Source organism: Pseudoalteromonas sp. S2755, assembly GCF_005886535.1.
Lineage (GTDB): Bacteria > Pseudomonadota > Gammaproteobacteria > Enterobacterales > Alteromonadaceae > Pseudoalteromonas.
Genome location: NZ_PNDS01000009.1, coordinates 19103 through 38922, shown reverse-complemented (window position 1 = coordinate 38922; position 19820 = coordinate 19103). Strand labels below are relative to the sequence as shown.

Sequence of the window (19820 nt, the reverse complement as noted above, 5' to 3'; positions counted from 1 at the left end):
AAAATGAGTGATTTTAAGCAAATATTGACTCTGGACAGTGCAACTCAGCAGATGCTACTCGCGGATGCTAATGCCCTGCTGAGTGATAAAACTGCCGAGCAGAGAGTGGCTTGGGCACTGGAAAACTTACCGGATACTCACTTTTTGTCTTCTAGTTTCGGTATTCAAGCTGCGGTTATGTTACATCTTTTGACCCAGCAGCAGCCTGATATTCCCGTGGTACTTACCGATACAGGTTATTTGTTTCCTGAGACATATCAATTTATTGAATCACTGTCAGAGCGTTTGGCACTCAACCTTAAGGTATATCGTGCTAAACAGAGCCCGGCTTGGCAAGAAGCGGTGTATGGTAAATTATGGGAGCAAGGCGAAGAGGGTATTAAAAAATACAATACACTGAATAAAGTTGAGCCAATGACTCAAGCGTTGCGTGAACTTAGCGCTGGCACTTGGTTCAGTGGCTTACGTCGTCAACAATCCTCAACACGTGCGGATAAGCCAATCGTTGAGCTCAGCCGCGGCACAGTCAAGTTTTATCCTATTATTGACTGGCATAATCGTGATGTGTATCAATATCTTACAAAATTTGATTTACCTTACCACCCGCTCTGGGAACAAGGTTACGTTTCTATGGGGGATGTTCACACCACCCGTAAGCTTGAGCCCGGCATGACAGAGGAAGAAACACGCTTCTTCGGTTTGAATCGTGAGTGTGGGCTGCATATCGATGGTGATGGTATTTAGACCCCCAAGGTCCATTTAGCAGATTTGAGTGTGGCTGGTTTTTTGACTTGGAAATTCCCAGCGATCGGTCATACTTAGTCTATTATTTGTTCAAGGTCTTGGAGGTGGCTTTGACCTACTTTCCAAAGACGATTTTATTATTGCTACTTAGTTGTATCTTGTCTTTTGCTGGTCACGCTAAATCAGCACAAAAAAACAAAACGTTTATCAACTTTGCAGTTCAGTATTATCCTCCTTTTATTATTGAGCACGATCGAGAGCAGGGAGTATTGATCGATATTTTTGAGCTATTCTCAGCTCAATATCACTACCAAGCACATTATCTGGTTTATCCAGAAAAGCGTTCTTCCATAGCAATTGAACGAGGGAATGTTGATGTGCGTATGGAGTCTGAACATTGGTATCGTGGCACAATGCAAATGTGTTGGAGTGAGCCAATTTATGCGGTTGAAGATGTATTTGTTACACACAAGGAGAGTGGGAAGTTTGATATAAATGGCTTAAATGAACGTTTATTTTTAGGTCGATTTGGCTATACATACCCTCAGTTAGAGCTGTCTTTTGATAATAACTTGCTACAGCGCAAAGACTATTACTCAGAGTTTGATATCTTGTCCGTGCTTGCAGGCGGAAGTGACAAAGCTCTCGCTTTTTCTATTGTTGGCGAACCAACGCTGCGTTGGTTACAGCTGAAATATCCAGTATTCAAAAGTACGATTAGCGTGCACGGTGTCTCTGATGTGGCGCCGTTGCAATTGCAGTTTGGCCGCACTCAAAGAGCGAAAAAATTGTGTGATGACTTTAATCACTTTTATGCCGACTTCAAAAAAACTGAGCAATTTAAGCAGATACTGTTAAAGTATGGGCTCTAAGGAAAGTCAGAGTATGAAGATGAAAGCCGCAAGTTACTTGATGATTATGATAATGTTGGTGGCGTTAGCCAGTTTATTTGTATTGAAGCGCCCTGATGGCAAGCCATGGTTAAGTGTAAATTCGTTGACCAACAAGGTTGAGCAGCAGGTAACAGAATTAACAGTTCAAAGTGTAACAGCGCTTGAGAAAGTGAAAACACACACTAAGGAGCTAGTGAGTGACGACACTCAACAGCCTACACCTTTGCTACAAGTGTATCGTTGGCAGGACGCCAAAGGACAATGGCATTACTCAGATAAACCCAACCCAAACGGCGAGTCGCAGCATTACCAATTAGACGAGCGAAAAATTACCGTGATCGCAGCCGAAGACACAAGCATTTTGAATAAACAACCAGAGCAAGTCGCAAGTAAAGAAACCGCTTCGGCATTACCAACGGCATTAAATCCAAAAGTGGTAAAGCAGGTGATGGAAGACGCGAAAAACGTCCAACAGCTAATGGATAATCGAACGAAACAGCTTGAAAAGGCGCTGGAGGAAAACCAGCGCTAAAGTCGTTGTTCAATATATTCTGCAATGGCGAGACTCGCGGTTAATCCTGGTGATTCAATCGCCATTAAGTTAACAAAGCCTGATATTCCATGTGTTGCCTCGAACTGAATTACAAAGTCACTTTGCTTTTTTTTGCTTAATTTGGGTCTTATTCCAGTGTAATCCGCTGTCAGTCGACTCTCATCCAGAGTTGGCCAGTATCGTTTTATGGCGGCGACAAAGCGCGCTTTTTGGGAATCATCAAACTGGTAATCAATGTTTTCAATATAGTCGGTATCAGGACCAAACTTAAGCTGTCCAGCTAAATCTAATGTCGCGTGTACGCCCAATCCATGCGTGTTAGGTAGAGGGTAGATGAGCTGTTGAAAAGGGTGTTTTCCCTGATAGCGATAGTAACGACCACGACAATAATAGGCAATGGCTTTGTTGCTATTATCGGTAATTTTATTGAGCACATCTGGGGCGTTTAGCCCAGCGCTGTTTATCAGCTGACCACAGCCCATTTCGAACCGCTCGCCATCGCAGCGCATCGTAGCAATAAAATCACTGCCTAATTGCTGTGCGTGAATAAACTCACTTTGTGTTGCGACAATCCCCCCATTACTTTCAATCTCAGCGATGAGTGACAACATAAATTGGTGACTGTCTAAAATACCGGTGGAGGGGGAGAATAGTGCGCTATGTATTTTCAAATAGCTAAGCTGTTGCTTGATTAGTTTGGATGAAGCAAAGTCAATATCTGTAACAGAGTTAGCATGGGCACGAGCCTTAATTTGTTCTAGGCTTTGCGCTTCCTCGTCGTTTGTCGCGACAATGAATTTTCCGAGTCGCTGATAGGGAATGTTTAGCTGCTCACAGTGTGTATAAAGAAGTGCTTTCCCTCGCACGCATAGCTGGTGTTTTAAACTACCATAGGGGTAGTAAATACCTGCGTGGATCACTTCACTATTTCGGCTACTCGTATGCTCACCAACGCGAGACTCTTTATCAATAACAATAACGCTGCGGCTATGGCTGAGCTTTGCCGCTATTGCTAAGCCTACAACGCCAGCGCCAATAATTAGGGTGTCGACCTTTTCCACAAACTGAGTACCTTTATAAACGTAGACGCTCAGGGTGCAGTAAAACTAGCTCAATATCAAGCTGGTATACGCTAATCGTGGCGCTCTCGGCGCATCAGCAAAATGGTCAGATATATTTTAGTCGGTAAAGAACAAATGAGACCGAGCGCGACACAGCTCGCACCAATTATAAAACCGCTCGGACCAAGAGTATTCAACCAGCCGCTCGTTAACATGGTGTGGCCCGTGAAAATTAATCCCGCCACCATGAGCATATGCAGAGGCCAAAGCTTTTGAGTTGACACAGTACCACCTCACTATTCTTTGTGTTGCAATAATAATGTGGTGGGTTTGGTTTTTCGTAGTTGTGATAGATCAAGTTTTAGCGTGATACAACTGCAGCGGTCATTCTGGAAATGCAGCACAGCTCATTGCGACTGTTAGTGATACGGATTTCCCATACAGAAGAACGTTTACCGAGATGTACAGGCTTAGCAATGGCTGTGAGCATGCCAGTTCTTGATGCCTTTAAGTGATTCGCATTTATTTCTTGTCCTACGCAGTAGAATTGTTCGGTATCTACAACAAAGTTTGCTGCGTAACTTGCAACGGTTTCCGCTAAAGCAACGTTTGCGCCGCCATGGACCATACCCATAGGGTTATGGTGTTCAGGAATGGCGGGCATAGTCGCGACTAAGTAGTCGTCACCCACCTCGCTGATTTCTATCCCTAACGTTTTCATAAGCGTACCTTTACCTGTCATGCCATCTTCCAGCTTTTTGCATGACTCTACACTTACGGGTTTAAACCAGATTGCCATACTTGTCTCTCTTTTGAATACATATGCTTACATTTTTTTACTATGGCGATTTTTTTTCGTAGTTACAATCGTTTCATTAACTTAAAGGGGAAAGTATGAAAGCATTATCACTGATAGGACTGTTATGTTATTCAGGTTTTAGTATCGCCAACTCTCACGAAGTCAGTGTTGGCTTCGGAGAGTTTTTAGAAATTGAGGATGGATTCTTAGGTGTTCAGTATCGACACTACCTTACTGAGTTAGAGAATGATGGTACACCCTACGGTTTACAGGGGTATCTGCAAAAGAGTAATAACTTCTCTGTAGGTGGTTTTAAAAATGATGATTGGCACCTTTATCAAGCTGATGCTGAGTTCTTTATTGGACGAGATTGGCGAGTTGCCGTTGATGTAACTCAATTTAGAGATGACTCTGCGCTTTTTACTGCGACGCGAGACACAATTGCGCTGGTACAAGTGGGGCGCTTTGTAAGTGAGAATATGCAGTTTGGTGTTACGCTCATCGGTGAGCGCTCAGAATTTGATAACGACGGAGTGGATGAACGAGAAACAGAAACTGCAATAGCACCATTTTTCCGTTACACTGAAATTGATAACGGTGTTGGATGGGATGTAAAAATGCAAAAAGTTGCAGCCGATATCGACTTTTGGCAGATCCATGCCGGTTATTATTTGGCTAAGGACTGGCAAGTGTCTGTAGCAGCTCGATTACGTGAAGATGATTTTGATCAGTCGGTAGTGGAATTGCAGACCGATTATTGGTTTAGTTCACAATCGGCGCTGAAGTTTGGAATTGGCAGTGCGCTTGATGATGGTGGCATCGATACAATTACGCTAATCTATACTCGCAGGTTTTAAAAAAGACGGCCAGTGCCGTCTTTTCCATTACAGTATTGCTAAAAGTGGCCTATAGCATTTGTCTTAAGACATACTGTAAAATTCCACCATGTTGGTAGTACTCCCACTCTTTAGGGGTATCTATCCGGATATCCGCCGAAAACTTGATTTCTTTGCCATCCGCATTTGTTGCCGTAACTATCACTTCGGTTGATGTATCGTATATTCCTTCGATTTCAAACTCTTCTTCGCCAGTTAATCCTAGCTCTTCGTGGCCATCACCAGATTTAAATTGTAGTGGTAGCACCCCCATGCCAATGAGGTTCGAACGGTGAATACGTTCGTAGCTTTTAGCAAGTACGGCTTTAATCCCAAGTAGTAAAGATCCTTTAGCAGCCCAGTCTCGTGATGAACCCGTGCCGTACTCACTGCCCGCGAGCACAACGAGTGGCGTATTACGTTGCTGGTAATGCTCAGCAGCATCGAAAATACTCATAAGTTCGCCCTCGGGTAATAGGCGGGTAATGCCACCTTCGGTACCTGGAGCCAATTGATTACGTAAGCGCACGTTTGCAAATGTACCTCGCATCATGACTTCGTGGTTACCACGACGCGAACCATACGAATTAAAATCAGCTTGTGTCACTCCTTGTGCTTGTAAATACTCCCCAGCTGGTGCCGAGGCCTTGATATTACCTGCTGGAGAAATGTGGTCAGTCGTCACTGAGTCACCCAGTTTAGCAAGACAGCGTGCGCCTTTGATACTTGGGATCCCAGGTGGTTCTTTACTCATATCATCAAAGAAAGGGGCTTTTCGAATATAAGTAGAGCTATCTTGCCAATCATAGCGCTCACTCTGATTTACCGCGATTTGTTGCCAATGTTGGTCGCCTTGGTAAACGTCTGCATAGTTCTTCTCAAACATGGCTTGTGTGACAGTCTGAGACACAAGTTCACTGACTTCAGAGACCGATGGCCAAATGTCCTTTAAGAATACATCCTGCCCATCATCGGTTTGGCACAGTGGTTCATTGTAGACATCGATATCAGTGCGGCCTGCAAGTGCATAGGCAACGACAAGCGGCGGCGACGCAAGGAAGTTCATTTTTACGTCTTGGTGGATCCGCCCCTCAAAGTTACGGTTTCCTGATAAGATGGAACTGACGACTAGCTGGTGTTTAACGATCGCTTCGTTAATTTCTTTTGGTAATGGACCTGAGTTGCCGATACAAGTTGTACAGCCATAACCGACTAAGTCAAAGCCGAGTTCAGCAAGCGGCTTTAAGAGGTCAGCTTGTTTTAGGTAATCGGTAACCACTTTTGAGCCTGGAGCCAATGAGGTTTTCACCCAAGGCTTAGGTTTTAAGCCAAGTGCCTTTGCTTTTTGTGCAACAAGACCTGCGGCAAGAATAACACTTGGATTAGAGGTGTTTGTGCAACTTGTGATGGCGGCAATAACACAGGCGCCATCGACTAATTCAAACTCTTGATCTTTAAATTTAACCTTACCGACGCCAAGCGTTGCGGGCTCATCTTGATCAACTCGAGAAGTCCCGCCTTCACCAACAGTGCGAGCTTCATCTTGATCTGACACGGCATTTTTTTCACTGCGCTCATGCTGGAATTCACCCAAATGGGCTTGAATTGTTTTGCCTGCGTCATTGAGAGGAATTCTATCTTGTGGGCGCTTTGGACCTGCAAGGCTCGGAACCACTGTCGCTAAATCTAGTGTTAGTACATCGGTGTAAAGTGGTTCGTCACCGGGTTCTCGCCACATACCTTGATGTTTAGCATAACCCTCTATCAGTGCAATTTTTTCTTCATCACGATTAGTTAGTCGCAGATATTCCAAGGTTTCGTTGTCAATGGGGAAAATACCGCAGGTTGCCCCATATTCAGGTGCCATGTTGGCGATGGTAGCACGATCAGCAAGTGGTAAGTCTGCTAAACCATCACCAAAGAATTCGACAAACTTACCTACTACACCATGTTCACGTAGCATTTGTGTCACGGTGAGTACCAAGTCTGTTGCGGTTGTGCCTTCAGGCAACTGTCCTTCAAGTTTAAAACCAACGACCTGAGGAATGAGCAGTGAAATTGGTTGGCCAAGCATAGCGGCCTCGGCCTCGATACCGCCTACGCCCCAACCCAAAATGCCAAGGCCATTGATCATTGTGGTATGAGAGTCAGTACCCACTAATGTATCAGGGTAAGCGAATGGCATACCGTCGATTTCTTTCTCGAATACGACACGTGCTAAATACTCTAGGTTAACTTGGTGCACGATCCCGGTTGCGGGTGGCACCACTTTTAGATTATCAAACGCGCCTTGCCCCCAGCGCAAAAATTCATAACGCTCTTTGTTGCGTTGATACTCTAGCTTGGCATTAAGATCAAAGGCACCATCGTGGCCATATTCGTCTACTTGTACTGAGTGGTCTATGACCATTTCAGCAGGTGATAAGGGATTGATTTTATTTGGATCGCCACCAAGTTTTGCCATGGCGTCACGCATTGCTGCAAGATCCACGATGGCCGGTACGCCTGTAAAGTCTTGCATCACGACGCGCGCGGGCGTAAAAGCAACTTCTTTACTGGGTTTATCTTCCGGCTTCCAGTTGAGTAAGGCATCAATGTCTTGTGCAGTGACGTTTTTGCCATCTTCATGACGCAGTAAGTTTTCCAATAAAATTTTGAGCGAAAACGGTAATCTTCTTGCTCTATCGCTTAAAGCTGGAAGTGAGTGAATATGGACCTGACGCTCGCCGACGGTAAGCTGAGTCAGGGTGTTATATGAGTTATTCATGCTTGACCCTTTCCTTATACCAGCTGCACTTAAGATTTGCTCTATTTTAGAGGAAAGTAGAGCATCCAATTAAGTGAATTGGTTTTGTTCTAAAAATGCAAAACAAGGTGCATAGAATGTACCAGTTGCAGACTTGCCGTTTTTTTGTACTGCTATAGTCCTAGTGTTGATTGGGGACTTTTTCAAGGGGGAAGTGCACTTTCGCGAAGCATAGGTGCACTAAAAAGGTGAGCATTTTTGTAATTAAATGCATCAGCATGTTGAATTGTCAGCCGAAGGAAATGGGTTTTCGGCCTGTATTTTTGTCTACTTGTGTGTAAGATTTTCCTGACTTTTGTCGTTTTTTCTTACTCGGCGTTGGTGCCGTTTCGGCGCGTGGAGTGGCAACTGCTCGCGGTTGCGGCGTAGCATCAGGTGCTAAGGTTAAATGAAATTCATCACCATCAAAATGCAGAATATCGCCTGAATAAATCTTTTTACGTTTTTGTGTACATATTTCATCGTTGACTGCTACATAACCTTCAGTGATCAATAACTTAGCATGTCCGCCAGTTTCTGCTAAGTCCAGTACTTTCAAAAGGTTACATAATTCTATTGGCTCTTCTTCGAGCTCAATTTCAATAAACCCATCTTGCATTTTAATAACCTCAATATACCGTATTTACCTAACACAGCCATTGTCTGATTGCCTTATACCACAGTATATAAAATTACAGCGGTCAATGACGAAACTTTTTCGTTAAATCCGGGGTCTTTAACATTATTGAAGCATTTGGTGTGTATCTTGCAGGCCGACCACGCGATTTGTTTTTATCAGTATTTTATGGAGGCAACGATGGGTATTCGCACAGCATTAAGAAAAGAGCTTATGAACGTAGATAAGACTGATCTAATGACCGCGGATGATGTACGTCACTATGTCAATGAGTCTCTTACTCAAGCTAAGGATAAGCTTTCGGTCATCTCTCGATTTAATGAGCATCATAGTCAGGTGCAAGCCGGACTGCCAAGTCAGGAGCGGCACCTACGTCATCAACAGCATCGATTGTTTAAAGATATTCTCTACCCAAAAGCGTCTGTTGAAAATTGGTTGTCTAGGTGTTAATTTGAAGTATTAATAAGACTGAGGTTGAAGTGTACTTCCCAGATTAGGTGCACTTCAAACTGAGGCGTAACACCAAGGATGACAATGCAACGTATTTTCGCAATTGCTACTTTATTATTGAGTGGCTGTAGCACCCAAACCCTACATATCTTTGAATCCGGTCTTGATGAAGGTACTAGAGCTAACTTAGTTCAAGCGTTAGAAAAGCGAGATATTCATTATCGTTTTACCGAGCTTCCCGTACCGCTACAATATGAGAGTGCACAATTAAATATTCCACCGATGACTTCAGGCGACAAGTGGCTTAGGGATATCGAATATGTGGTGAAAAAGATAGGTTTTGATACGCTGACGATTTCAGAGTTTAATATGGAAGGGCACCGCTATACACCGAATAACGCGGGGTTGTATCTGGTGCAAAACAGAGCTGTTCAAGCATTGCCAGATCTATTATTTGCTCACCAATGCAAAGACGATTCTATCCAATTGCAGCTGAAACCCAATGGTCATTGGCTGCAGGTTGGCACTGAGTATCGGGGGCGTTGGACTTATAAAAGTAAACATCTCACGCTCACATGGCGTGAGAAACCCGAACAGCACCCCTACCAGCAAGTGTATGCCGAGCGTGAACATACAGTGCAGACATTACAGGGGCCCAAGCCTGCAAAAACATTTACCCGCCAGCAGCTTTTCGATGGACCAGTACCAGTATTTAACTGTGACTTACAAGTGATCTTTGCTGAGTGAGTTAATAACTCGCTGGGCTCGTGACACTTGCTGCAGGCCGAGCTTCACCTGTTTCGTGGCGGGAACAAACGGAGCCGGAGCCGTTTGCGAGCTCTGAATCACAGGATATTCATGAAGCAAATTAGCATACATGGACTGAGTACTCGGTTTCAGCAAGAAATCAATAAATAACTCGGCATTGTGTGCATTGGGTGAGTGCTTTGCTATCGCAACCGTGGTGGTAGAAATAGGCGTTTTTCCCGAGTGCATTTTCAGGAAGTGGATCTCTAGCTGTTCGGCAAGTGCCTTATCGCGCTTATTTTCGGAGTGCTGCATCATGCTCCAGTAATAGTGATTCGCCAGTGCAAATTCACATTGACCTTGTGCAAGCGCTCTTAGTTGATCTCTATCTCCTCCCACAGGGCGTTTTGCTAATAGCGTATTAGCGTGGTTGAGCCATGAGGAGTCATTGCTATTTGAAGAAGCATAGAGGCTTGATGCTAACGTCAAGTTATAACTATGAGACCACTGTCGAATGCAAAACTTACCCTTGTAAAGCGCTTTATCTAAATCCGAAAAGCGCACGGGCAAAGGCGTAGAAACGCCTTTTTTACGGAATAATGCGCGTGTCCTTATCGAAACACTGATCCACCGCTTATCATCATCCTTGAGTTCATGATTTACTGCTTGCCAATTTGTGATCTTGTCGATAGGACGCAGTAGTGCTTTGTAATCATGCAACTGAATTAGATCGGAGGTGAGCAACACATCTGCCTTTGAGTCGGCGCCATCGTTTTTGAGACGCTCAAGTAGTTGTACTGATTTACCATTTACTAAATTTACGGTGATCCCAGTCTCTTTTTCAAATGCCTGGAGGACAGGTTGAATTAATTCATATTTTCTAAATGAATAGACGTTTACTTGCGAGGTGTGGGGCTGCTTTGCAACCGCTTGACCAAAATGTACCCAAAAGAGCAAAAAAAGGAAAAGTTTACTTTTATTCATTGCAAATAAGAATTATTATCGAATGGGTGTAGCATACAATGTTCGATGAAGATGTCCAGACTTAAACGACGCGTTTTTATAAATGCCATTCTCCAGAGTACTCAACAGGTTTTTAAGCGAAGGCTTCCTGTGTTGGGGTTCATCTTGTTGTTCGCCTGTTTGATATATGTTGGCTTGATAGCGAATGTTTACTACCAAAACCAATCAGAAAGCAAAAGTGCGCAGGAGTTGACACGATTAGAATACTTACTGGATAGTAAGTTGCAACACGTTGCTCACCTACTGTATTCAATAGACGCCTACCTCAACACCCATCAAGATGCAGACTTTTATGAGATAGCGCAGTCACAGCTTACCACGGCGAATTTAGGGTTGAGTATGGAAACATACGCAGTGGTTTCACCTGAACAATTCTCCATATTAGAGAAAGTGCAGCGAGAAAGAGGCTATTTTGACTTTAAAATTAGAGGCGATCTAGATAAACAGGCTAACCAATGGTTGGTGGTTACCCGTGCCGCACCTGTGTCTGAAGTTGGTCAGACCGTCGGGCAGGCGGAGGTGCTTGAGAGAGATATTTTTGCAGAGCGGGATGAAAATGACTTAACGACCTATGTCTGGCCAAATAGGAAAAAACTCAGTGTATTGATTGAGCAACCTCGTTTTGGAGAGTTTAAAACGTTACTGGGATTAAGTTTTGAGTTACCTTTTTTATTGGATTCATTGTTTGGCCAATTATATCAGCAGCGCATGCAACACTTATTGGTCTCTTCAAAAAAAGAAGTTATTTATAGCTCCGATTGGCAGAAGCGCTTCGACCTTCATAATTTAACGCCAAGTGCGGTACACACCATTAATTTTTATGGTTTGCCCATTACCATGCAGTTATATGATGAGGCGTGTTTACACCCAAGTTGGTTAAATAACCATAGTGTACTGATTGCGCTCTTTTTAGGTATTTTTGCCGCTTGTATTTTATTGGTGTGGCTCCAGCTACGGCAGCTGAAAAACCGCAATGACACCGTCAATAATTTAGTTGTTGAAAGAACTAAAAGCCTAGAGGTGTCTAACCACAGGTTACAAGTCGAATCGAATAAACGGTTAGGGGCTTTGCAGCAACAGGTCGCTGCAGAGCGTAAGTATAAAAGTTTATTCGTTAATAGCCATGAAGGTTTATTTGTACTAGACCGCCGAGGCTACATTATTGACTCCAACCCCGCTTTCAATGCGTTACTTTTTGGTGGGCGTATTCCTTCGCCAAATACAGACTTTAGTGCACTTATGCAAGATTCCGAGTGTCATGAGAAGTGGAACCAGATTGTTGCCACTAAGCAAGCTCACCAAGAAATTGAGTGGTTAGCAAAAGCAGAATCGGGAGAGCATATCTGGCTTAGACATTCTGGGCATTGGCTGCATCAACCGGATAGTTGCCTGTATGAGGGGAGAGTGACGGACATTACTCAGGCTAAACTGTTCCAAGAACAATTGCGATATAAAGCGCAACATGACAGCTTGACCGATCTGCTAAATCGTCAGAGCTTTGTGTCTTTGGTTGATAAGCTCCGTGAGCGTAAACGCGCCAAATTTACTTTGCTATATATTGACTTAGACCGCTTTAAGCTAATAAACGATACCTTAGGCCATCAAGCCGGCGATAAGCTGCTTATCGAGTTTGCAACAAGAATGCGTATGCTGCTTAGTAGCTATGCCGATATTGCTCGGCTTGGCGGTGATGAATTCGCTGTCCTTATTTACGATGAGCATCTACATGAACCAATTGAAGGGGTGCTTGAAGATATTCTTGCGCGGATCCGTGCGCCATTTCTGTACCAGGGTAACAGTCATTGTGTAAGTGGTAGCGTTGGTGTACGCCACTTTACCGTTCCGTGCTTACATTGCGATGCTGAGAAACTACTACATGATGCTGATATTGCAATGTATGAGGCGAAGAAGCGAGGTAAGAACACTTATCATGTATTCACTAATGCTATCGCTTGCGAAGCAGGTCGAAAGATCCAGATTGAGCAAGCGCTACAGGCAATAGTGATGTCTCGCGAATTAAGCCTGAATTTACAGCCCGTTTATTGTCAAAAAGGGCAGAACTTAAAAGGGTTCGAAGCGCTACTGCGCTGGAATAGCCCGACGCTCGGAGAAGTAAGTCCTGCTGAGTTTATTCCCATTGCAGAGCAATGCGCGAAGATTTCAGAGCTTGGTCGTTGGGTATTTGATCAGGCGCTCACTTTTATCAATGGTGTAGGAGACAGTACCCTTTTTGTCGCGGTTAATGTTTCTCCGTTGCAACTCCAGTCGCAGGAATTTATCGATTGGCTAGTGTCTCGTTGTGAAGATGAAAATGTTGCGATGAAACAAGTTAAGCTTGAGTTGACAGAATCTGCCATGATGGCGGAGGAAAACATGCTTATAGGGCCGCTGGAGCAACTTCATCAAGCTGGGTTTGGCATCTATATTGATGACTTTGGCACAGGTTATAGCAGCCTTGCGCGGTTAAACCATCTTCCTGTGGATGGCATTAAAATAGATAGGGCCTTTATGTCAGGCATTGAACAGGGCGGCAAGGCGACGCAACTCATTAAAGCAATTTGCGCGATTGCGCAGAGCTTTAACCTTGTCGTGACTGCTGAGGGCATTGAAACAGCAGCGCAGCTTGATACGTTATCAAGGCTTTATTGCCATCAAACACAAGGCTATCTTATGTCAAAGCCGCTGGTTGTGGCTGAAGCTAAACGCCTTGTTTCACCGAATAAAAAAGTGCATCAGTTATTTGCTTAGTTAAATAAGTAAGCAGAGGTTTGGATAACAAAGTGACATCTTATTAGGTGATAGAAATAATAGCTGAAAAAGTAAAAATACCTATTGACCTTAACATGGGTTGAGGTTTTAACCTGCCTCCATCAACTTTAGGAGTCAGTCATGGAATTAGAATCGAATATCAATCAATATCTTAGCAGTTTATCGTTACAGCACTTTGCTGGGATTGAGCTGGTCACCGAGTTACAACAAAAACACCTCTCTTGCTACGCCTTCTCAAGTATAAATGCCATGTATGGTGAGCGTCTGTTGCTTGACCCATTATCGCTATTTAACCGTTTAGTGAGCAAAAGACAAGGTGGCTACTGCTTTGAGCATAACAAGGTGGCATTTTTAGCGCTGCAACAGCTTGGGTTTACAGTAAGGCCAGTTCTTGCGAGAGTGATGCTAAATGGTAGCCCCTCCAATCCTCGTTCTCATCGAATGACATTGCTTAACTTGGATGGCGAGCAATATTTGATTGATGTGGGGTTTGGAGTGAAGTCTCCTCGTGTACCGCTTAACATCAATCAGGCCTTAACTATCCAAGGTCGGCAGACTTATCAGGTACAAAAAACAGCAGACACAGTCAAAGTGACTTTGTTAGAGGAGGGAGAAGCACCGCTCACTCTATATCATGTCGACCTTGCTGAGGTGTTCGAATCCGATTGTGAAGTGGCACACTTTTATTCCCATCAACATCCTGAAGCGGCGTTTGTGAATAACTTAGTGGTTTCTCGAATTACAGATTGCCACCGTTATTTACTGCGTAATCAGAGCTATTTTGAATGGCATGAATGCGATGGCAGTGTTACAGAGACTACAGTGGAGAGCTTTGCTCAGCTAGAGCAGTTAGTAAAAGAGACATTTTTGCTTGAAACGCCAAGAGCAGTTTTAAAAAGCGTATACGATAAAGTCCTAACTCGCGCCGCAAATAAACCAGTCGAACGTTAATTCGACTGATTTTACGTGAATTAGTTTACGGTATTACCACCTTCTCGCTTAGTCTTCCAACCTAGAAACCACAAAATAAGGGTTAAGATACTCGGCTTTTTGATTGTAGCGCAGAGGCTCGCCATTCACTTGGCTGACCTTTGCCCCTGCGATACTTGCCACTGCATGTCCGGCTCCGGTATCCCACTCTGAAGTCGGGCCAAGGCGAGGGTAAACATCGGCTTTACTTTCTGCCACTAAACATAACTTAAGTGAGCTACCTTTAGGCACCATGTCGACCTGCTCGAAACGGGTAAGGTACTCAGCTAAATCTGGTGAAGGGTGTGAGCGCGAGCCGACCACCTTAATTAAGCCTTGATTGGGCTTTGTTGTGACTTTTAGCTCTATGCGAGCTTCACCCGTTTGCTTGAACGCGCCAATACTTTTTTCTGCAAGGTAGCTCTCATTTAGTGCTGGAGCATGAACAACACCGAGAATAGGTTCGCCGTTATTGATAAGTGCAATATTTACTGTAAATTCGCCATTTTTCTTGATGAATTCCTTGGTGCCGTCAATGGGATCAACCAGCCAATATTCTTGCCATTGTTGGCGTTCTTGCCAATCTATTCCCGCGCTTTCTTCGCTTAATATCGGCATTTCGGGAGTGAGGAGCTTTAGGCCTGCAACAATAATTTTGTGTGCAGCGAGATCTGCCTCAGTGACGGGACTTTCATCTTCTTTATATTCAACGTTAAAGTCCTTGGCATAAATCTCCATAATCGCTTCACCAGCGCGAATACTCAGATTTAATACTTCTTCCAGCAGATCCGTATGATTCATGACTTACCCTATTAAATTCTTTGACAGTAGATAGTGTATTAGCTGCTGGACAGACTCTTCCAGCGACTGCTCGGAAGTATTTAAACATATTTCTGGACTAATTGGGGGCTCATACGCCGAATCAATGCCAGTAAAATGTTTTATTTCTCCAGCACGTGCTTTTTTATACAAACCTTTAGGGTCTCGTTGCTCGCAAACTGCAAGTGGCGTATCTAGGTATACTTCAATAAACTCGCCGCTTGCGACTAAGTTACGTACCATGTCTCGCTCTGCTTGAAAAGGAGAGATAAACGCGGTGAGTACCATGAGTCCCGCATCAACCATAAGCTTGCTGAGTTCACCCACTCGACGAATGTTTTCGACGCGGTCCTCATCGCTGAACCCTAAGTCTTTACACAGTCCGTGCCTGACATTATCCCCATCAAGGAGGTAGGTATGTATGCCTTTAGCTTGCAGTGCATGCTCAAGTGCATTGGCCACGGTGCTTTTGCCTGAGCCAGAAAAGCCTGTAAACCACAGCACGCAAGGCTTATGACCTTTTAACTCGCTACGTTTTGTTTTATCTACGGCATAGTTATGCCAAACAATATTTTCGTCCATACTTTGCTCTATTAAAATGGAAAGACAAATGGAATAACAGTCAGTACCGTCGCTGAATAAATCAATGACAAGGGCAGTCCCATGGTGACGTAATCACGAATTCGATAGTTGCCTGCGCTATACACCATGAGGTTAGTTTGATAGCCAAAAGGTGAGATAAAGCTCGCGGATGCGCCAAAGGCTACCGCCATTACAAATGGCAGTGGGTTTACACCAAAACCACTTGCCAGCGCATAAGCCACTGGGAATGAAAGTGCTGCCGCGGCATTGTTAGTGATGAGCTCGGTAAATATCACAGTCATCACAAAAATGGCGATAAATGCACCGTAAGGACCAAAATCCCCTAACAACCACAATAAGCTTGAAGAAATCTCGGCTGCCAGTCCGGTTTCAATCATTAACTTAGCTAGTCCTATCGCACTGCCAACAATAGCGACAAGCTCAATAGGAAAGCGGCGCTTCATCTCTGGGACTTTAATTGTACCGAGCACCACAAGGGCGGCAAGTAAAACGATTAATCCTTTTACCAGCGGTACAACTCCAAAGATGCTAAGGCCAACCACTGTCGCAAAACTCGCAAGTACCGTGTTGGACTTATTGCGAGATAGATGTGTTTGTAAATCTAAGCCTGAAATATACACAAATTCGCGTTTGAGATTGGGGAGTGCATAAAAATCGCTGCTTGGTGCTAGTATTAAAGAGTCGCCCGCTTGTAATTCGACCTGACCTATCCCACCTTGCAGGCGATCATGACCACGACGTATCGCAATAATAGCGGCATGAAACTGCTCCCTAAAGCGGATCTCTTTAATGGTCTTGCCAAGAAAGCGCGAAGACTGACTGACGACCACTTCCACCAAGTGCTCAACGTCTTTCTCGTGTTTATCATGGACTATCTTTAATCCATCGAAACGCTGTAGCAGTGGCACTGAGTTTATGTCGCCCACAAATAGCAGAACATCACCAGCAAGAATTTCTTGTTGTGGCGTAACGGCGCAGATCCGTCGTTCACCACGAATGATTTCAGCAAGGAATAAGTCTTTGAGATCGCGCAGGCCGTTTTCTTCAACCGTGCGGCCAACTAGCTTGGAGCTTGGCTCAACTTTTCCTTCTAAATAAAACGGCACGACCTCGTCATTATTTTTGCCGTTGTCGGGCAAATATTTGAGCATAATCGTGATGGTCAATAAACCAACACTCAGGACGGCGAGGCCAACTAAGGTAAAGTCAAAAAAGCCCAGCGGCGCCATCCCTGCTTCCACGGCAAAGCCATTAACAATAAGATTGGTAGAAGTACCTATCAGCGTTAACGTACCACCTAAAATAGCAGTATAAGAAAGCGGCAATAGCAGCTTAGAAGGCGCGTGTGTTTTGCTCTCTTTAACGGTAGTGATCAGCGAAGCGACCACCGCCGTGTTATTGGTAAAAGAAGACAAAAAGGCGGTGGATAAACCCAATTTAATCACCGCTTTTGCGAGACTACCTTGCGCCATTGAGTGGGCGAGTTTTTTGACTAAGGTTGTTTTTTCAATCGCAATAGAAACGAGGATAAGTAACACAAGCGTGATTAAAGACGGATTCGCATAATTCACCAGCATCGATTCAAGATCGATGAGGCCAGTCAAATAACTGGTGGCGATTGCGCCTGTGAATAGCCATGCAGCGTTAATGCGTGTGGCAAAAAGACACACGACTAACGCTAGCATAATGCCTGTTAAAATGACTTGTTCCATAATGACGTCATACCTCGACTAACAGGCTAAATTGCATTATTTTAACTTCGAAATATCAAGCGCTTGCCAATGAGGGAAGTGCTTGCGAACTAATGCATTAAACTCAATCTCAAATTCACTAAACTGACTTGAGGACGTTGCTGTTGCTGCTTCAACCGTTTCCACCATACCCGCACCTATGGTTAGGTTTGATAGGCGATCAATTAAGATAAACGAGCCAGTTTCACGATTATTTAAATACTCATCCGCAACAACATTTTCTGTCAGCTCGATGGTCACGATAGCAATTTCATTTAATGACAATGAATCGGCTTGACCGTGCTCAAGTGTATTCACATCGATAGTGTGCTCGATATTTTTCACGATTGCCGCGGTTTTCTTGCTACCCAATTTAAGGTTATAACTTTTACCCAATTGTAGTGGTGTTTCGTGCATCCATACCAGCTTAGCCGTGATCTGGTTCGTCACCTGAGCAGTGGACTCAGCAGGCACAATCACATCACCACGACTCACATCGACTTCGTCTGCTAATGTGATAGTGAATGCTTGCCCGGTTTCCACTTGGGTGAGATTGCCATCAAAAGTCACGAGTTCTTTGATGGTTGAAGTCTTACCTGATGGCAATACTTTAACCGCTTGGCCAACGCTTAAGCTACCAGAGGTTAATGTGCCTTGGAAACCACGGAAGTCTAGGTTAGGACGCACTACATATTGCACCGGGAAACGGGCTTCAAAACTATGGTTAGGCTCTGCCGCAGGAGAATCTTCCAGCAGTTCCAGCAATGGTTTGTCTTGGTAATAAGGCGTTTTTTCTGACCGATTTACAACATTGTCGCCTTTAAGTGCTGACATTGGTACAAAGCGAATATCTTGCACATTCAGTTGCTCAGCAAATTTCAAATAGTCGGCCTTTATGCGCTCAAATACGGCTTCATCAAAGTCGACAATATCCATCTTGTTTATCGCGACAACAAACTGTTTGATACCCAGTGAATCACAGATAAAGCTATGGCGTTTAGTCTGAACTTGCACACCATAACGGGCATCGACAAGGATAATGGCCAAATCACTGGTGGATGCACCTGTTACCATATTACGTGTGTATTGCTCGTGTCCCGGCGTATCGGCAATAATAAATTTACGCTTCGCAGTTGAGAAATAGCGGTAAGCCACATCAATGGTAATACCTTGCTCACGCTCTGCTTGTAAGCCATCAACAAGTAACGCTAAATCTAGATCTTCTCCCGCATTGCCGACTTTTTCATTGTCTTTGTGTAGCGCAGCTAATTGGTCTTCATAGATTTGATGACTATCGTGTAGCAAACGGCCGATCAGCGTTGATTTACCGTCATCTACACTGCCGCAGGTCATCATGCGCAACAAGCTCTTATCCTGCTGACGTGCTAAATAGGTTTCAATGCCTAATTCTTTCACTTCATTTGCTGTTGACATTAGAAATACCCCTCGCGCTTTTTCTTCTCCATTGATCCTGATGAGTCATGATCAATCACTCGACCTTCACGTTCTGACGACGTAGATAACAACATTTCTTCGATAATTCCAGTGAGCGTATCAGCCTCTGATTCAACTGCCCCCGTTAGTGGGTAACAGCCAAGCGTTCTGAAGCGTACAGATTTCATTTCAGGCACTTCACCTTCAGCAAGCGGCATACGGTCATCATCGACCATGATTAACGTTCCGTTACGCTCGACAACTGGTCTTGGCTTAGAGAGGTAAAGTGGCACTATTTCAATGTTTTCTTGGTAGATATATTGCCAAATGTCGAGTTCAGTCCAGTTTGACAATGGGAAAACTCGAATACTTTCGCCAGGGTTCACTTGACCGTTATACGTATTCCATAACTCCGGACGTTGGTTTTTAGGATCCCAGCGATGGTGTTTATCTCTAAATGAATAAACCCGTTCTTTTGCGCGAGATTTTTCTTCATCACGGCGGGCACCACCAAAGGCCGCATCAAAGCCATATTGATCTAGCGCTTGCTTAAGGCCTTGTGTTTTCATGATATCGGTATGCTTAGATGAACCATGAACAAATGGACTGATGTTCATCTCTAGTCCTTCTGGATTTTTGTGCACAAGCAATTCAAATCCGTACTCTTTTGCTAATCTATCGCGAAACTCGATCATTTCTCTAAATTTCCAATTGGTATCAACATGGAGTAGAGGAAAAGGGATCTTCGCAGGGTAGAAAGCCTTACGAGCAAGATGAAGCAGTACCGACGAGTCTTTACCAATCGAGTACAGCATTACCGGGTTTTCAAACTCTGCGGCAACCTCTCGGATGATCTTTATGCTCTCAGCTTCGAGTTGCTGGAGATGGGTTAAAGCCATGATTAATGTCCTACTTATAAATTTAACTAT

General features: G+C 44.1%; 18 protein-coding genes. 8 read left to right on the top strand and 10 right to left on the bottom strand.

From position 1 onward, the window contains the following. Window positions 1-3: 3 nt before the first annotated feature. The 3 genes from CWC03_RS02200 (at window position 4) to CWC03_RS02190 (ending at window position 2169) form a co-directional block, all read left to right on the top strand. Window positions 4-744, top strand: a complete 741-nt coding sequence (locus CWC03_RS02200; RefSeq protein ID WP_138523010.1) for a phosphoadenylyl-sulfate reductase — start codon at window positions 4-6, stop codon at window positions 742-744. A 104-nt stretch (window positions 745-848) separates the two neighbouring features. Continuing rightward, window positions 849-1616, top strand: a complete 768-nt coding sequence (locus tag CWC03_RS02195; protein WP_171040192.1) for a transporter substrate-binding domain-containing protein — start codon at window positions 849-851, stop codon at window positions 1614-1616. 13 nt (window positions 1617-1629) lie between these two features. Continuing rightward, window positions 1630-2169: a DUF4124 domain-containing protein gene (locus CWC03_RS02190; protein WP_138580394.1), complete on the top strand. Its 540-nt coding sequence runs from the start codon at window positions 1630-1632 to the stop codon at window positions 2167-2169. Here the strand turns inward: CWC03_RS02190 and CWC03_RS02185 are convergent. Together CWC03_RS02185 and CWC03_RS02175 are read right to left on the bottom strand one after the other, a co-directional pair. Beyond that, the gene (locus tag CWC03_RS02185) at window positions 2166-3251 is read right to left on the bottom strand and encodes an NAD(P)/FAD-dependent oxidoreductase (protein ID WP_138580393.1); all 1086 of its coding nucleotides are present in this window, start codon (window positions 3249-3251) and stop codon (window positions 2166-2168) included. The genes CWC03_RS02190 and CWC03_RS02185 overlap by 4 nt on opposite strands. A 361-nt stretch (window positions 3252-3612) precedes the next feature. Then, window positions 3613-4050 (bottom strand): hotdog fold thioesterase, encoded by a 438-nt coding sequence (locus tag CWC03_RS02175; protein WP_138580391.1) that lies wholly within the window; start codon window positions 4048-4050, stop codon window positions 3613-3615. A gap of 95 nt (window positions 4051-4145) precedes the next feature. On the opposite strand from CWC03_RS02175, the gene CWC03_RS02170 reads away from it, so the two are divergent. Next, window positions 4146-4907: a hypothetical protein gene (locus CWC03_RS02170; RefSeq protein ID WP_138580390.1), complete on the top strand. Its 762-nt coding sequence runs from the start codon at window positions 4146-4148 to the stop codon at window positions 4905-4907. Window positions 4908-4956: 49 nt separating this feature from the next. On the opposite strand, the gene acnA is transcribed toward CWC03_RS02170, so the two are convergent. Together acnA and CWC03_RS02160 are read right to left on the bottom strand one after the other, a co-directional pair. Then, window positions 4957-7692, bottom strand: a complete 2736-nt coding sequence (gene acnA, locus CWC03_RS02165; protein ID WP_138580389.1) for an aconitate hydratase AcnA — start codon at window positions 7690-7692, stop codon at window positions 4957-4959. A gap of 268 nt (window positions 7693-7960) precedes the next feature. After that, the gene (locus CWC03_RS02160) at window positions 7961-8329 is read right to left on the bottom strand and encodes an RNA-binding S4 domain-containing protein (protein WP_045962213.1); all 369 of its coding nucleotides are present in this window, start codon (window positions 8327-8329) and stop codon (window positions 7961-7963) included. A 198-nt stretch (window positions 8330-8527) separates the two neighbouring features. Here CWC03_RS02160 and CWC03_RS02155 point away from each other — a divergent pair, with 198 nt between their 5' ends. Both CWC03_RS02155 and CWC03_RS02150 read left to right on the top strand, forming a co-directional pair. Next, complete coding sequence (locus CWC03_RS02155) at window positions 8528-8797, top strand: hypothetical protein (protein WP_010376248.1); 270 nt, start codon at window positions 8528-8530, stop codon at window positions 8795-8797. Between the two features lie 84 nt (window positions 8798-8881). Further along, complete coding sequence (locus tag CWC03_RS02150) at window positions 8882-9544, top strand: hypothetical protein (RefSeq protein WP_138580388.1); 663 nt, start codon at window positions 8882-8884, stop codon at window positions 9542-9544. Here CWC03_RS02150 and CWC03_RS02145 read toward each other — a convergent pair. After that, window positions 9521-10501 (bottom strand): extracellular solute-binding protein, encoded by a 981-nt coding sequence (locus CWC03_RS02145; protein ID WP_249313923.1) that lies wholly within the window; start codon window positions 10499-10501, stop codon window positions 9521-9523. The two genes, CWC03_RS02150 and CWC03_RS02145, sit on opposite strands and share 24 nt — an antisense overlap. A 156-nt stretch (window positions 10502-10657) precedes the next feature. Between CWC03_RS02145 and CWC03_RS02140 the strand changes: the two genes are divergently transcribed. Together CWC03_RS02140 and CWC03_RS02135 are read left to right on the top strand one after the other, a co-directional pair. Then, on the top strand, window positions 10658-13315 hold the full coding sequence (locus tag CWC03_RS02140) for a putative bifunctional diguanylate cyclase/phosphodiesterase (protein ID WP_249313922.1): 2658 nt from the start codon (window positions 10658-10660) through the stop codon (window positions 13313-13315). A gap of 141 nt (window positions 13316-13456) precedes the next feature. Further along, entirely contained in the window at window positions 13457-14287 is an 831-nt protein-coding gene (locus CWC03_RS02135) for an arylamine N-acetyltransferase family protein (RefSeq protein ID WP_138580386.1), read from the top strand. A 48-nt stretch (window positions 14288-14335) separates the two neighbouring features. Here CWC03_RS02135 and cysQ read toward each other — a convergent pair whose 3' ends face one another. The 5 genes from cysQ to cysD are packed head-to-tail and all read right to left on the bottom strand — an operon-like array spanning window position 14336 to window position 19790. Next, window positions 14336-15106 carry a 3'(2'),5'-bisphosphate nucleotidase CysQ gene (gene cysQ / locus CWC03_RS02130; protein WP_138580385.1) on the bottom strand — a complete coding sequence of 257 codons (771 nt, stop codon included), beginning with the start codon at window positions 15104-15106 and terminating at the stop codon, window positions 14336-14338. A 3-nt stretch (window positions 15107-15109) separates the two neighbouring features. Continuing rightward, window positions 15110-15706, bottom strand: a complete 597-nt coding sequence (gene cysC, locus CWC03_RS02125) for an adenylyl-sulfate kinase (protein WP_010607813.1) — start codon at window positions 15704-15706, stop codon at window positions 15110-15112. Between the two features lie 11 nt (window positions 15707-15717). Beyond that, on the bottom strand, window positions 15718-17442 hold the full coding sequence (locus tag CWC03_RS02120) for an SLC13 family permease (RefSeq protein ID WP_026001080.1): 1725 nt from the start codon (window positions 17440-17442) through the stop codon (window positions 15718-15720). Window positions 17443-17475: 33 nt separating this feature from the next. Then, window positions 17476-18891, bottom strand: coding sequence for a sulfate adenylyltransferase subunit CysN (cysN, locus tag CWC03_RS02115; RefSeq protein WP_138580384.1), 1416 nt, complete (start codon window positions 18889-18891; stop codon window positions 17476-17478). Further along, window positions 18891-19790, bottom strand: a complete 900-nt coding sequence (cysD, locus tag CWC03_RS02110) for a sulfate adenylyltransferase subunit CysD (RefSeq protein ID WP_128725822.1) — start codon at window positions 19788-19790, stop codon at window positions 18891-18893. Before cysD ends, cysN begins: the two co-directional genes overlap by 1 nt. Between the last annotated feature and the right edge of the window lie 30 nt (window positions 19791-19820).